Here is a 14,283-nt window from a genome sequence, read left to right on the forward strand (position 1 = left end):
CCTCCCTCCTCCCCCCCCCCCCCCCCCCCCCCCCCCCCCCCCCCCCCCCCCCCCCCCCCCCCCCCCCCCCCCCCCCCGGACCGGCTCAGTTGTCGTACTCGTCCAGCGGCGGGCAGGAGCAGACCAGGTTCCGGTCGCCGAAGGCGCCGTCGATCCGGCGCACCGGCGGCCAGTACTTCTCGGCGGCCGAGACCCCGCCCGGGAAGACGGCCTCGTCACGGCTGTACGGGTGGTTCCACTCGCCGCCCAGCGCCGCGGCGGTGTGCGGGGCGTTGGCGAGCGGGTTGTCGTCCACCGGCCACTCGCCGCCGGCGACCCGCTCGATCTCGGCGCGGATGGCGATCATCGCGTCGCAGAAGCGGTCGATCTCGACGAGGTCCTCGGACTCGGTCGGCTCGATCATCAGCGTGCCGGCCACCGGGAAGGACATCGTGGGCGCGTGGAAGCCGTAGTCGATCAGGCGCTTGGCGATGTCGTCCACGCTCACGCCCGTCTCCTTCGACAGCGGGCGCAGGTCGATGATGCACTCGTGCGCGACCAGGTCGCCCGGGCCGGTGTAGAGGACCGGGTAGTGCGGCTCCAGGCGCTTGGCGATGTAGTTGGCGCCGAGCACCGCCACCTGGGTGGCGCGCTTGAGACCCTCGCCACCCATCAGGCGGACGTACGACCAGGAGATCGGCAGGATGCCCGCCGAACCCCACGGCGCGGCGGAGATCGGGCCGACGCCCGTCTCGGGGCCGGCGGTCGGCTGCAGCGGGTGGTTCGGCAGGTACGGGGCCAGGTGCGCCCGGACGCCGACCGGGCCGACGCCCGGACCGCCGCCGCCGTGCGGGATGCAGAAGGTCTTGTGCAGGTTCAGGTGCGAGACGTCGCCGCCGAAGTGGCCCGGCTTGGCCAGACCCACCAGGGCGTTCAGGTTGGCGCCGTCCACGTACACCTGGCCGCCGGCCTCGTGCACCTGGGCGCAGATGTCGGCGACGTGCTCCTCGAACACACCGTGCGTCGACGGGTAGGTGATCATGAGGACGGAGAGCTCGTCCCGGTACTGCTCGATCTTGGCGCGCAGGTCGTCCGCGTCCACCTCGCCGTCGTCGGCGGTCTTGACGACGACGACCTTCATGCCGGCCATCACGGCGCTGGCGGCGTTGGTGCCGTGCGCGGAGGACGGGATGAGACAGATGGTGCGCTGCTCGTCGCCGTTCGCGCGGTGGTAGGCGCGGACGGCCAGCAGGCCGGCGAGCTCGCCCTGGGAGCCGGCGTTCGGCTGGATGGAGACCTTGTCGTAGCCGGTCACCTCGCAGAGACGTTCCTCCAGCTCGTTGATGAGCGTGAGGTACCCCTCGGCCTGCTCGACCGGGGCGAACGGGTGCAGCTGGCCGAACTCGGGCCAGGTCACCGGCTCCATCTCGGTGGTCGCGTTGAGCTTCATGGTGCAGGAGCCCAGCGGGATCATGCCGCGGTCCAGCGCGTAGTCCTTGTCCGAGAGCTTGCGCAGGTAGCGCAGCATCGCGGTCTCGGAGCGGTGCTGGTGGAAGACCGGGTGGGCCAGGTACGCGTCCGAGCGCAGCAGGCCCTCGGGCAGCGTGTCGGCGGTGACCGCGTCCAGGGCCTCGACGTCGGCGGTGACGCCGAAGGCGGCCCAGACCGCTTCGAGGTCGGCGCGGGTGGTGGTCTCGTCGCAGGAGATCGACACGTGGTCGGCGTCGGCCCGGTACAGGTTGACCCCGCCCTCGCGGGCGGCGGCGACGACCTCGGCGGCCTTGCCGGGCACCTTGGCGGTGACGGTGTCGAAGAAGGAGCCGTGCGCCACCTCGACCCCGCCGGCCGTCAGGCCCGCGGCGAGGATGGCGGCGTAGCGGTGGGTGCGGGCGGCGATCGACTTCAGGCCGTCCGGGCCGTGGTAGACGGCGTACATGCCGGCCATGACGGCGAGCAGCACCTGCGCGGTGCAGATGTTGCTGGTGGCCTTCTCGCGGCGGATGTGCTGCTCACGGGTCTGCAGGGCCAGGCGGTACGCCTTGTTGCCGTCCGCGTCCACGGAGACGCCGACGAGGCGGCCGGGCAGCGAGCGGGCGTGCTTGGCCTGGACGGCCATGTAGCCGGCGTGCGGGCCGCCGAAGCCCATCGGGACGCCGAAGCGCTGGGTGGTGCCGACGGCGATGTCCGCGCCCAGCTCGCCCGGGGAGGTCAGCAGGGTCAGGGCGAGCAGGTCGGCGGAGACGGTGACGATCGCGCCGAGCTCGTGCGCCTGGTCGATGACCGGCTTGATCTCGCGGACCGCGCCGGAGGCGCCCGGGTACTGGAGCAGCACGCCGAAGACACCGCGCTCGGCGATCTCGGCCGGGATGCCCTCGGAGAGGTCCGCGACGACGACCTCGACGCCCGTGGGCTCGGCGCGGGTCTCGATCACGGCGATGGTCTGCGGCAGCGCGTCGGCGTCGACGAGGAAGACCCCGCCCTTGACCTTGCCCACGCGGCGGGCCAGCGACATGGCCTCGGCCGCCGCGGTGCCCTCGTCCAGCAGGGAGGCGCCGGACGTCGGCAGACCGGTCAGGTCGGCGACGAGGGTCTGGAAGTTGAGCAGCGCCTCCAGGCGGCCCTGCGAGATCTCCGGCTGGTACGGGGTGTAGGCCGTGTACCAGGCCGGGTTCTCCATGACGTTGCGCAGGATCACCGGCGGGGTGAAGGTCCCGTAGTAGCCGAGACCGATCATGGAGGAGAGCACCTGGTTGCGGTCGGCGAGCGAGCGGAGCTCGGCCAGCACCTCGGCTTCGGTGCGCGCCTCGGGCAGGTTCAGCGCCCCGGCGGTCTTGATCACATCCGGTACCGCGGCGGCGGTCAGCTCGTCGAGGGAGCCGTAGCCCACCTGGGCGAGCATCTTGGCCTGCGCTTCGGCGTCCGGGCCGATGTGGCGCTGCTCGAAGGGGATGCCCCGCTCGAGCTGGGAGAGCGGAATGCGGTTGGCGGTCATAACGGAGGCCTCCTGGTCGTATGACCTGCGAGGGGCACCACGGCGCGGGCACCCGGACGGCCTCCCCCTCTGTCATCTCAACCTGAGAGCTTCACCGGAGTCGCGGGGTTCTCCCGAGAGCTCCGGCTTTCACCGTCGGTGAGGGGAAAGTACCGGTACTGCGGTCCCGGGACCTGCCCCTGCTTTCCAGAGTGGCCTCGTCACGTGCGGTACGTATGCCTGAGAGATTCCGGGGAGGATTTGCTCCTTCGGCGCCTCCGTCGTACTCACTCGGAGGACTCTCCCGCACAGGGTCAACAGCCGTCACCCAGCCTACCAGCGACGTTCTCGACCCTCCCTCGAGTGGCCCCCTCTCGAAATATGCACTTCTGTAGTCATTACGGATGAGCTGTGCATCACTGCGACCGTACGGAGGGACCGTGCAGACCGACATCGATCCCCGCAGCCTGATCGGCCGCAAGGCGTTCGACCGCAACGGCGCCAAGATCGGCACCGTGGACGAGGTCTACCTCGACGACGCCACGGGCGTCCCGGAGTGGGCCGCCGTCCGGACGGGCCTCTTCGGCCGCGACGCCTTCGTCCCCCTGGAACCCAGCGAAGTGGTGGACGACGCCCTGCGCGTGCCCTTCGAACGCTCCCTGATCAAGGACGCCCCCGACTTCGGGGTCGGCCGCCACCTCTCCCCCGAACAGGAGCTCCAGCTCTACCACCACTACGGCCTGGACGTGGCCCTCCCCTCCGACTTCCAGCGCCCCCACCCCCAGGACACCCCTTAGGGCGTGTCCCTGCCCACCAGGGGCAGCGGGTCGGACGGCTCCAGTTCCGGGTCGTCCAGCAGGAACGTGCGGACCCGGCCCGGGGGCGATCCGGGCCGCTCGAACCGTACGGTCACCCGCCCGACCCCGCTGCCCTGCACCCACCCCGGCCCGAACACCGCGTGGTGGACGTCGCTGCCCGCCGCCCAGTGCCGCACGGGAACGGCCCCGGTGCCCTCCAGGGCCGCCGCGGGCGCCTCCGGGGGCCCGCCTTCCGGGGCGGCCCCGGCGGCGTCCTCCCCGGGGCCCTGCGGCTCCGCCGCCTCCCCCTCTGCGGCGGCCTGCGCCTGGGCGAAGAGGTCCTCCTGGGTGTAGTCGGCGAGCCCCGTCACCCCCACCCCCAGCAGCCGCACCCCGCCGGTGGTGTCCACGCCCTCCAGCAGCCGCGCGGCCGCCTCCCTCACCACCGCCGGGTCGTCGGTGGGGCCCCGCAGCGTCTCGGAGCGGGTCAGGGTCGAGAAGTCGTACCGGCGCACCTTGAGGACGATGGTCCGCCCCGAGTGGCCCGAGGCGCGCAGCCGGCCCACGCAGCGGTCGGCGAGCCGCTGCACCTCGTACCGGATCCGCACCCGGTCGTGCAGGTCCACGTCGAAGGTGTCCTCCACGGAGACGGACTTCGCGTCCCGCTCGGCGACCACCGGCCGGTCGTCGAGCCCCAGGGCCATCCGGTACAGGCCGACGCCGTGCGCCCGGCCCACCATCCGCACCAGCTCGTCCTCGCCCGCCTCGGCCAGCTCCCCCACGGTGGTGATCCCGGCCCGGCGCAGGTGCTCCCCGGTGGCCGGCCCCACCCCGGGGAGGGTGCGCACCGACATGGGCGCGAGGAGCTCGCGCTCGGTGCCCGGTTCGATCAGCAGCAGCCCGTCGGGCTTGGCCTCCTCGGAGGCGATCTTGGCCAGCATCTTGGACCCGGCCAGCCCCACCGAGCCGCTGAGGCCGGTGAGGGCCGTGATGCCGGCCCTCAGCCGCTCCCCCGTGGCGCGGGCGCCCGCCGCGTCGAAGGCCGCTCCGCCCGCCTCCAGGTCCACGAAGGCCTCGTCCAGGCTGAGCGGCTCCACCAGCGGCGACAGCTCCCGCAGCAGGCCCATGACCAGCTCGCTGACCTCGCGGTACAGGGTGAAGCGCGGGATCAGGTAGGCGCCGTTCGGGCAGAGGCGGCGGGCCTGCGCGGTGGGCATCGCCGAATGCACCCCGAACCGCCGGGCCTCGTAGGAGGCGGTGGCGACGACCCCGCGCGGCCCGAGCCCTCCGACGATCACGGCCTTCCCGCGCAGGCTGGGCTTCGACGCCTGCTCCACGGAGGCGTAGAAGGCGTCCATGTCCAGGTGGAGGATGGTCGGGGCGGATCTCACGGCACCGATGCTGCCCTACCCCACTGACAACGCGGTGATCACCGGCCCGGGCCCCGCCGCGGGGCGCGGCCGGCGGCCCGCACGGCGGGGCCCGGACGGCCGGGTCTGCTGGCCGGATCGGCCGCCCGGGTTCGGCCGCCCGGGTTCAGACGGCCCGGTTCCTGCGGGCCGCGAGCTCGTCGGCCGGGTTGTGGCCGACCAGGGTCTCCCCGGTGTCCACGCGCTCCCCGTGCAGCTGCGACAGCGCGTTCTCGACGTCGCGCCAGACGACGCCCACCGCGATGCCGAAGACGCCCTGTCCGCCCTGGAGCAGGCTCACGACCTGGTCCGGCGAGGTGCACTCGTACACGGTCGCGCCGTCGCTCATCAGCGTCATGCGCTCCAGGTCGGAGAAGCCCCGGTCCCGCAGGTGCTGCACGGCGGTGCGGATGTTCTGCAGCGCCACCCCGGTGTCCAGGAAGCGCTTGACGATCTTCAGGACGACCACGTCGCGGAAGCTGTACAGCCGCTGGGTGCCCGACCCGTACGCGGGCCGCACGCTCGGCTCCACGAGTCCGGTGCGCGCCCAGTAGTCGAGCTGCCGGTACGTGATGCCCGCGGCGGCGCACGCCGTCGGTCCGCGGTAGCCGACCTGCTCGGACGCCGGGCCTTCGCTCACCGGTCCGACCGGCGGGGCCGCCGGCTGACGGTGCGCGGAACCCGCCGCGCCGCCGTGCACCGGGTACGGTCCACCGTCGCTCCGCGCGGGGGTGCCCCCGGTCGTACCGTCGCCCGTGATCCTCACGCCGACCCTCCGTCCTTGACCTGCCACCTTGAAGGTAGGCAGTGACCAGGGGTGCGTCAACGATCGCCACACTCGGCACGCCGAGTGATAATCACCCTGAGAGTGGTTTCCCGTACCCCGTTGCGGGGAAAGGCTACTCGAATGGGCTGACAGTTCCCGGTGGACGGCACGGCCGCCGGCGCGGCTACTGGGGGCCCGTGCCGAAGTCCTCGGGAGAGATCTGGTCGAGGAACTCGCGGAACTTCTCCACCTCGTCCTCCTGCTCGTCGGGAATGGCGATTCCGGCGTCGTCCAGCACGCCGTCACTGCCGTAGATCGGCGTTCCCGTGCGCAGGGCGAGCGCTATGGCGTCGGACGGCCGCGCGCTCACCTCGACCCCGCTGGCGAAGACCAGCTCCGCGTAGAAGACGCCCTCCCGCAGATCCGTGATCCGGACCTCGGTGAGCTCCTCACCGACCGCCTCCAGCACGTCCTTGAAGAGGTCGTGCGTCAGCGGCCGGGCAGGGGCCATGCCCTGCTGCGCGAAGGCAATGGCGGTCGCCTCCCCAGGACCGATCCAGATGGGGAGGTACCGGTCGCCTCCCACTTCACGCAGGAGCACGATCGGTTGGTTGGAGGGCATTTCCACCCGGACACCCACAACGTCGAGCTCGTTCACACAGCAACCCTAGGACCTGCCCGGCAGGTTTGGGTAGTCGGGGCCCCACCGGGACCCGTCCGCTCAGTGCGGACGGAGCCCGAGAGCCGTCTGCACCAAGGCCTCGTGGAGCCTGACGGAGAGCCCCGCGAGTTCCCTCATCGTTGCTTCCGCGTGCGCCCTGGTCTGCGGATTGCGGTGCCTGCGCAGCGGGGCTACGAGCTGTTCCACCAGACCGGCCTCCCGGTCCGCCGCCGCCTTCATGCCGCGCAGGTGGCGCGGTTCCAGGCCGAACCGGCCGAGATCCGCGATCAGCCGGGCCACGACGAGCGTCCCGGCGTCGAACCCGCCGCCCGGCGCCTCCGAGACGAGCCCGTACGACTCCCACTCGACGAGCTGCGCCTCGTCCGCCTCGGCGGCCGCGATCAGCTCGGCCCGCCCCACCCGGGCCGCCGCCGGCGGCTCGTCGGCCGCCTCCGCGTACCCGGCGGAGGACTGTGCGCCGTCCACGGACTCCCCGTGCACGGCAGGCCCGGGGATCCGGATCTGCTCACCCCGGTCGAGCGCGTCCAGCTGCTCCCGGATGACCTTCAGCGGGAGGTAGTGGTCACGCTGGAGGCGCAGGATGCGCGCGAGGCGTTCCACGTCCTCCGTGCTGAACTTGCGGTATCCGGAAGGCGTGCGCCGGGGTTCGACCAGGCCCTCCGCCTCCAGGAAGCGGATCTTCGAGATCGTGACTTCGGGGAACTCGTCCCGCAGCGTGGTCAGCACCGTGCCGATGCTGACCAGCTGCCCGGCCGAGCCGGCGGTGCCGTTCTTGGGGGCACCGCCCGTCGGGGTACGCAGCATGGAACCTTCCCTGGGGTCCCCCCGGAGGGTGTCCGGGGGTGGGGTTCCCCCCGGACGGTGTCCGAGGGGGTCAGACGCCCCGCAGGCTCGCGTAGAAGACCAGCCGGTACTTGCCGATCTGCACCTCGTCACCGTTGTGCAGGGCGACGGACTCGATCGGCTCGCGGTTCACGTACGTGCCGTTGAGGCTGCCCACGTCGGCGACGGTGAAGCCGCCCTCCGGGCTCCGGCGGAATTCGACATGCAGGCGGGACACGGTGATGTCGTCCAGGAAGATGTCGCTCTGCGGGTGCCGGCCCGCAGTCGTCAGTTCGCCGTCCAGCAGGAACCGGCTGCCCGAGTTGGGGCCGCGCCGCACAATCAGCAGGGCGGAACCGGGCGGCAGCGCCTCCACCGCGGCCTGGGCCTCGGGAGAGAGCGAGGACGGCGCGTGCTGGCCCGACCCCTCGGCCTCGTAGGCCTCCAGGCCCGAGATCGAGATCGTGGACGTGGTCTCCGAAGCGCGCTCCGGCGTCAGGCCCGGCCGCAGCGGCGCCCCGCAGTTGGAGCAGAAACGGCTCGCGGCGTCGCTGCGGTGACCGCACCGGCCGCACGTCTGCTCGGCCGACATGGACGGCTCCTCGCGCCGCGGCTGCCCCGCGGAGGCACTGGTGGCATAGGGGTCAGAGGCAAACCCTCCACCCGCACTAGAGGTTGATGGTTCACCGAAACCTATGCGTCCGGAACCAGCCGGGTCAACGGACGACGCGCCGCGCCCGCCCGCATTGTCACCCGGGCCGGCCACCTCGTCGCGGAAGAGCGGCCTGTCGCCCTGCCCTTCCCCTTCCGGCTGCCCCGCGCGGTGCCGCGCCGCACCGCTTTCCTCGTTCTTCTTCTTGCCGAACAACTTCTCAAACAACTTCACGGGCGATTCCCCTTGACCGAAACAGACCCGCCCGTGGGGCAGGACGAACTCTGCATGCACACACCTGCCGACCCGGACATTCTGACAACGTCCGTAACCACCAGACAGTTTCCACCACGCACGGCGACTTCCGTGCGTCGACCCCCCGCAGGCGTCGGCCCGCGTGAGCCTGTCCACATTCCGCTACGCATCACGGCGATGACGACCGAGCGTAGTCAGGCTGCTTCGCAGCCCGCAAGGCATCCACAACGATCTTCGCCGACCGTGTGACGGCGACCGTGGCCTGTTCCTTCTCCATCGTCTGCACCACACCTCCCGGGATGTTCAGCGCGGGCTCCAGATCCTGCGGTTTGCCGATCACCTTGAACTCATAGGGCTGTGTGATCTTCTTACCGTCGATCCCGACCCCGCCTCCCTCGTCGGAGAAGTACGAGCCGGCCACGACGCGCACGCCGTTGATCTGGATCGCCTCCGCCCCGGCCGCCCGCAGCTCCTGGAGGGTGTCCAGCAACTGGTCGGACCTCACCTGGCCCTTGGTGTCGGTGATCCGCAACGTGATCCCCGGGCCCTGTGCGGCCACCGTACCGGCCAGGATGCCCAGTTGGCGCTCCTTCTCAACCGTCTGACGGCGGGCCTCTTCCGCCTGGTTGGAACTGCTCTGCAGCTCCTTGCGCTGGTCGTCCAGCCGCTGCTTCTCGTCCTCCAGCCGCTGGGTGCGCCCGTCCAGCTCGTCGAGGATCCGTACGAGGTCCTCCTGCCGGGCACCGCGCAGCGGGGCGCTGGAGTCGCTGTTGGACCGGACCTGGATCGCCAGCCCGAGACCCAGGACGAACAGCAGCAGCGCGACGATCAGTTGGGCCCGGCTGAACCTGGGCGGCCACAGCCCGGCGGCCAGGCGCTGCCGCCCGGTCTCCTGCGGCGGCTCCTGGGACCCGGGCTGCGCCGCGGGCGCGGGCTGCACCGACGGCTGCGGCTGCTGCGCCGACGGCTGCGGCTGCGGCTGCGGCTGCGGCTTCGACGGGCCGGGGACGTCCGGCTCCTCCGGCGGGGTGTTCTCCGTGCTCATCGGCGTCACGCCCGGAAGACGTGCCGGCGGATGGCCGCGGCGTTGGAGAAGATCCGGATGCCGAGGACGACGACCACACCCGTCGACAGCTGCGAGCCGACGCCCAGCTTGTCGCCGAGGAAGACGATCAGCGCGGCGACGACCACGTTCGACAGGAACGACACCACGAAGACCTTGTCGACGAAGATCCCGTCCAGCATCGCGCGCAGACCGCCGAACACCGCGTCGAGCGCGGCGACCACGGCGATCGGCAGATAAGGCTCCACCACGGCCGGCACCTCGGGCCGGACCAGAAGCCCGACCACCACTCCGGCCAAGAGGCCCAGTACCGCGATCACGATGCACCCTTCTTCGGCTCTGCTGCTGTGGCTGTGCGGACGGTCAGGCTCGACGCCGCGGGCAGCCGTACCTCGTCCATCGGGGTCAGGCTGTAGCGGATCCCGTAGCTCTCCTGGAGGACGTGCAGGTACTGACCGTCCACGGAGTCCTGGAACGTGGTCCCGAGCCGCTTCTTGTCGCCCACCGCGAGGACCTCGTAGGGCGGCACCAGCGGCTTGTTGTCGACCAGTATCGCGTCACCCGCGGCCCTGATCGCCGACAGCGCCGTCAGCCGCTGACCGTTGATCGAGACGGCCTCGGCGCCCGCCTGCCAGAGTCCGTTGACGATCCGCTGCATGTCCCGGTCGCGGACCCGGCCGGTGTTCGAGAACCCGGCGCTCTCGCGCGGACCGCCACCGCCGCCCGACGAGGCACCCTTGGCATCGTCCACCACCAGCTTGACGCCGGGACCGTGCACCTCGGTTGCACCCGCCAGCAGTTCCACCAGCCGGCCCCGCTCCCCGACCTGCTGTTTCAGCGCGGCGCGCTGCCGGTCGGCGACCTCGGTCCGCAGCCGCTCGGTCTCCCGCTCCAGGGCCTCGGCGTGGTCGTCCGCCCGCTGCACCCGGTCGATCAGCTCCTGGCGCTCCTTGGCCAGTACCGGTGCCGCCACGCGTGCCTGCGCGGCACCGAGCGTGACCACCATCGCGGCGAGCACGAGACCCGCGGCGAGCGCCAGCTTGGCCTTGAGGGTACGGGGCAGCCCCGCCGTGCCGTCCGCCTCGCGCCGGGCCGAGGCTTCCGCATAGCCCTCGTCGAGGCTGTGGTCCATCACGTGGGTCAGCAGCGACATGGACGCGTCCGGGCGCGCGGGCGGTGTGGCCGAACTCCGGTTGTTGGGCGGCTGCGACATGCCGCACATCGTTGCATGTCGCCGCCGCCAACACCCAATGCGTCCGTCCGGCGGGCCGGGCCGGGTCACTCCCCGCACCCGGCCCGCCGGAAGGTCAGTGCTGTCCGGCGCCGTCCACGACCGCGCCCCACTCGTCGAGGAGCGCCTGCGCGGAGGCGTCGTCGGGGCCTTCGGCCCACAGATGGGTGACGGCCTCCGCCGGGTCCGGCAGGACCAGCGCCCACCGCCCGTCGGCCTCGACCACGCGCACCCCGTCGGTGGTGTCCACCTGCCGGTCGCCGGCCGCCTCCACGACCCGCCGCATGACGAGCCCCTTCGCCGCCCACGGCGTGGGCACGTCCCGCTTGAGCACATGCGCGCGCGGGATGCGGGCGTCGATCTGGCTCAGAGTGAGCTGGGTCCGCGCCACCAGCCCGATCAGCTGGACGAAGGCCGCCGACCCGTCGAAGACGCTGCTGAACTCGGGGACGATGAACCCGCCCCGACCGTCCCCGCCGAAGATCGTGGTCTCCTCGCGGCCGACCCGGGTCAGGTCGTCGGGCGAGGTCGTCGTCCACTCCACCTGGGTCCCGTGGTACGCCGCCACCTGCTCGGCGACGCGCGTCGTGGTCACCGGCAGGGCCACCTTGCCGCTGCGCTTCTCGGCGGCGACGAGGTCGAGGAGCACGAGCAGCGCCCGGTCGTCCTCGATGATCCGGCCCCGCTCGTCCACGAGGGAGATCCGCTCGCCCACCGGGTCGAACCGCACGCCGAACGCCGCCCGGGCCGACGCCACGATCTCCCCGAGCCGCACCAGCCCGGCCCGCCGCGTCTCCCGGGTCTCCGTCGGCCGGGACTCGTCCAGACCGGGGTTGATCGTCAGCGCGTCGACGCCGAGCCGGCCGAGGAGGCTAGGCAGGACGAGTCCGGCGCTGCCGTTGGAGGCGTCCACGACCACCTTGAGCCCGGCATCGGCGATGCCGGTGGTGTCCACCCGCCGGAGCAGCGAGCCCGTGTACGAGTCGAACACGCTCGACGGGAACTGCAGGTCGCCGATCTCGCCGGGGAAGGCGCGCCGGTACTCCTGGCGTGCGTACACCCGGTCCAGCTTACGCTGCTGCGCCTGCGACAGGTCGGCTCCCCGCTCGTCGAGGAACATGATGTCCACCGAGTCGGGCACCCCGGGCGAGGTTCTGATCATGATCCCGCCCGCGGCACCGCGGGCCGTCTGCTGACGAGCCACCGGCAGCGGTACGTTCTCCAGGTCGCGCACGTCGATGGCGCTGGCCTGGAGCGCCGAGATCACCGCGCGCTTGAGGGCACGGGCACCGCGGGAGTGGTCGCGGGCCGTGGTGACGATCGCGCCCTTCTTCAGCATCGTCGCGTAGGCACCGGCCAGCTTGACCACCAGCTCGGGGGTGATCTCCACGTTCAGGATGCCGGAGACGCCCCGGGCGCCGAAAAGGTGTGCCTGGCCGCGGGACTCCCAGATGACCGAGGTGTTGACGAAGGCGCCGGCCTCGATCGTCTTGAAGGGGTAAACGCGCACGTTCCCCTGGACAATCGATTCCTCACCCACGAGGCACTCGTCGCCGATGACGGCCCCGTCCTCGATCCGGGCGGCCCGCATGATGTCGGTGTTCTTGCCGATGACGCAGCCGCGCAGGTTGCTGTGGGGGCCGATGTAGACGTTGTCGTGGACGACGGCCTTGTGGAGGAAGGCCCCGCTCTTGACGACCACGTTCGACCCGACGACCGTGTGCTCGCGCAGTTCCACGCCGGCCTCGACCTTGGCGTAGTCCCCGACGTACAGCGGCCCGCGCAGCACCGCGTCCGGGCTGACCTCGGCACCTTCGGCGATCCAGACCCCGGGCGAGATCTCGAAGCCGTCCATGTCGACCTGGACCTTGCCCTCCAGCACGTCGGCCTGCGCCTTGACGTAGCTCTCGTGCGTGCCCACGTCCTCCCAGTAGCCCTCGGCCACGTAGCCGAAGATCGGCCGGCCTTCCTTCATCAGCTGCGGAAAGACGTCACCGGACCAGTCGACCGAGACGTCAGGGTCGACGTAGTCGAAGATCTCCGGCTCCATCACGTAGATGCCGGTGTTGATGGTGTCCGAGAACACCTGCCCCCAGGTCGGCTTCTCGAGGAAGCGCTCGACCTTCCCCTCCTCGTCCACGATGGTGATGCCGAATTCCAGCGGGTTCGGCACCCGGGTCAGGCACACCGTGACCAGTGCACCCTTCTCCTTGTGGAAATTGATGAGGTCGGTGAGGTCGAAGTCGGTCAGCGCGTCACCGGAGATGACGAGGAACGTGTCGTCCTTCAGGGCCTCCTCGGCGTTCTTCACGCTGCCGGCGGTCCCGAGAGGCTTCTCCTCGTTGGCGTAGGTGAGCTCCATCCCGAGCTCCTCGCCGTCACCGAAGTAGTTCTTGACCAGTGAGGCCAGGAACTGCACCGTGACCACGGTCTCGCTGAGCCCATGGCGCTTGAGCAGCCTCAGCACGTGCTCCATGATCGGCCGGTTGGCCACAGGCAGGAGCGGCTTGGGCATGCTTGAGGTCATGGGGCGAAGCCGCGTACCTTCGCCACCGGCCATCACGACGGCCTTCATGTCGGAAGAGTCCTCCTAGAGAGATGACGGTCCAGCCGACCTCACCCGTCCCGGACGGATACTCCGCAACTCCTCCGCGTCAGCACCGGCGCCGAGCGAGCTCAATCGGCCGTGGCAGCCCTGACCAGGCGGCGGACTTGCACCACGTAAAGGATTCCTGCCCACCAATAGAGCGTTGTACCCCATCCCGCGAACGCCCATCCGAAAACGGACGCCATCCAGGCCAACCAGCCGTCCCCGTCACTCAGCAGCAGGAGCGGGAACGCGTACATGAGGTTGAAGGTCGCGGCCTTGCCGAGGAAGTTGACCTGCGGGGGCGGATAGCCGTGCCGGCGCAGGATCCACACCATGACCAGCAGCATTGCCTCACGGGCGAGGAGGGCCGCGGTGAGCCACAGCGGAAGAATCTCCCGCCAGGTGAGACCGAAGAGCGTCGTCAGGACGTAGAGGCGGTCCGCGGCGGGGTCGAGCAGGCGGCCCAGTTTGCTGATCTGATTCCAGCGGCGCGCGAGTTTTCCGTCGAGGTAGTCACTGATCCCGCTGAGCATCAGGACGGCCAGCGCCCATCCGTCGTGCCCCTCCAGGATGAGCCAGAGGAACAGCGGTACGCCGACGAGCCGAGCCATGCTCAGGATGTTCGGAATGGTAAAAATTCGGTCGGTCTGAACCCGAGTCTCCTGGACCTCCACCCGGGGGCCTCCCACTGTGACGCTAGAAATGGTCGAAACGATGCTCCCTGACCCTACAGGAGTCCCGGCGGAGGCCGGCCGGACCCCGAACGCAGAAAAGCCCCGCACCAGAAGGTGCGGGGCTTTCCCACAATGATTGTTCGGCGGCGTCCTACTCTCCCACAGGGTCCCCCCTGCAGTACCATCGGCGCTGAAAGGCTTAGCTTCCGGGTTCGGAATGTAACCGGGCGTTTCCCTAACGCTATGACCACCGAAACACTATGAAGTTGAACTCAAGCCGGCAAGGCGAGTTCGTTACTTCAGAACTAACACAGTGGACGCGAGCAACTGAGGACAAGCCCTCGGCCTATTAGTACCAGTCAGCTCCACCCGTTACCGGGCTTCCACATCTG

Annotated in this window: 12 protein-coding genes, 1 rRNA gene and 1 riboswitch; of the genes, 1 reads left to right on the top strand and 12 read right to left on the bottom strand. The window is 70.7% G+C overall.

Annotation, left to right across the window (positions count from 1 at the left end; all coding sequences use genetic code 11):
* Positions 1–85 precede the first annotated feature (85 nt).
* Positions 86–2,971, bottom strand: a complete 2,886-nt coding sequence (gene gcvP / locus AC07A6_RS18680) for an aminomethyl-transferring glycine dehydrogenase (protein WP_478777760.1) — start codon at positions 2,969–2,971, stop codon at positions 86–88.
* Positions 2,972–3,168: 197 nt separating this feature from the next.
* Positions 3,169–3,267, bottom strand: a riboswitch (glycine riboswitch).
* A gap of 123 nt (positions 3,268–3,390) precedes the next feature.
* On the opposite strand from gcvP, the gene AC07A6_RS18685 reads away from it, so the two are divergent.
* Positions 3,391–3,747: a PRC-barrel domain-containing protein gene (locus tag AC07A6_RS18685; protein WP_362473483.1), complete on the top strand. Its 357-nt coding sequence runs from the start codon at positions 3,391–3,393 to the stop codon at positions 3,745–3,747.
* Here the strand turns inward: AC07A6_RS18685 and AC07A6_RS18690 are convergent.
* From AC07A6_RS18690 to rrf, 11 genes are all read right to left on the bottom strand, one after another.
* Entirely contained in the window at positions 3,744–5,138 is a 1,395-nt protein-coding gene (locus tag AC07A6_RS18690) for a DNA polymerase IV (RefSeq protein ID WP_478777761.1), read from the bottom strand. The two genes, AC07A6_RS18685 and AC07A6_RS18690, sit on opposite strands and share 4 nt — an antisense overlap.
* A 145-nt stretch (positions 5,139–5,283) precedes the next feature.
* A complete protein-coding gene (locus tag AC07A6_RS18695) occupies positions 5,284–5,922 on the bottom strand; it encodes a MerR family transcriptional regulator (RefSeq protein WP_362473489.1) in 639 nt (212 codons plus the stop codon).
* Positions 5,923–6,106: 184 nt separating this feature from the next.
* The gene (locus tag AC07A6_RS18700) at positions 6,107–6,580 is read right to left on the bottom strand and encodes a bifunctional nuclease family protein (protein WP_007262890.1); all 474 of its coding nucleotides are present in this window, start codon (positions 6,578–6,580) and stop codon (positions 6,107–6,109) included.
* A gap of 63 nt (positions 6,581–6,643) precedes the next feature.
* Positions 6,644–7,408, bottom strand: a complete 765-nt coding sequence (ftsR, locus tag AC07A6_RS18705; RefSeq protein WP_478777762.1) for a transcriptional regulator FtsR — start codon at positions 7,406–7,408, stop codon at positions 6,644–6,646.
* A gap of 70 nt (positions 7,409–7,478) precedes the next feature.
* Positions 7,479–8,372, bottom strand: coding sequence for an FHA domain-containing protein (locus tag AC07A6_RS18710; protein WP_427716735.1), 894 nt, complete (start codon positions 8,370–8,372; stop codon positions 7,479–7,481).
* A gap of 130 nt (positions 8,373–8,502) precedes the next feature.
* Positions 8,503–9,378 (bottom strand): DUF881 domain-containing protein, encoded by an 876-nt coding sequence (locus tag AC07A6_RS18715; protein WP_478777763.1) that lies wholly within the window; start codon positions 9,376–9,378, stop codon positions 8,503–8,505.
* A 5-nt stretch (positions 9,379–9,383) separates the two neighbouring features.
* Positions 9,384–9,716, bottom strand: coding sequence for a small basic family protein (locus tag AC07A6_RS18720; RefSeq protein WP_007262894.1), 333 nt, complete (start codon positions 9,714–9,716; stop codon positions 9,384–9,386).
* The gene (locus AC07A6_RS18725; RefSeq protein ID WP_362473502.1) at positions 9,713–10,618 is read right to left on the bottom strand and encodes a DUF881 domain-containing protein; all 906 of its coding nucleotides are present in this window, start codon (positions 10,616–10,618) and stop codon (positions 9,713–9,715) included. The genes AC07A6_RS18720 and AC07A6_RS18725 overlap by 4 nt, the downstream gene beginning before the upstream one ends.
* Positions 10,619–10,703: 85 nt before the next feature.
* Positions 10,704–13,202: a mannose-1-phosphate guanyltransferase gene (locus AC07A6_RS18730; RefSeq protein WP_362473505.1), complete on the bottom strand. Its 2,499-nt coding sequence runs from the start codon at positions 13,200–13,202 to the stop codon at positions 10,704–10,706.
* A 101-nt stretch (positions 13,203–13,303) separates the two neighbouring features.
* The gene (gene clsA / locus AC07A6_RS18735) at positions 13,304–13,891 is read right to left on the bottom strand and encodes a cardiolipin synthase ClsA (protein WP_362473508.1); all 588 of its coding nucleotides are present in this window, start codon (positions 13,889–13,891) and stop codon (positions 13,304–13,306) included.
* 138 nt (positions 13,892–14,029) lie between these two features.
* A 5S ribosomal RNA gene (rrf, locus tag AC07A6_RS18740) occupies positions 14,030–14,146 on the bottom strand.
* Between the last annotated feature and the right edge of the window lie 137 nt (positions 14,147–14,283).

It is taken from the genome of Streptomyces sp. NPDC044002, from assembly GCF_056434525.1.

Bases quoted from the DNA above. Each gene is read 5' to 3' on its own strand.
- gcvP (WP_478777760.1), bottom strand. From the start codon at position 2,971: ATGACCGCCAACCGCATTCCGCTCTCCCAGCTCGAGCGGGGCATCCCC.
- ftsR (WP_478777762.1), bottom strand. From the start codon at position 7,408: ATGCTGCGTACCCCGACGGGCGGTGCCCCCAAGAACGGCACCGCCGGC.
- AC07A6_RS18715 (WP_478777763.1), bottom strand. From the start codon at position 9,378: ATGAGCACGGAGAACACCCCGCCGGAGGAGCCGGACGTCCCCGGCCCG.
- AC07A6_RS18725 (WP_362473502.1), bottom strand. From the start codon at position 10,618: ATGTGCGGCATGTCGCAGCCGCCCAACAACCGGAGTTCGGCCACACCG.
- AC07A6_RS18730 (WP_362473505.1), bottom strand. From the start codon at position 13,202: ATGAAGGCCGTCGTGATGGCCGGTGGCGAAGGTACGCGGCTTCGCCCC.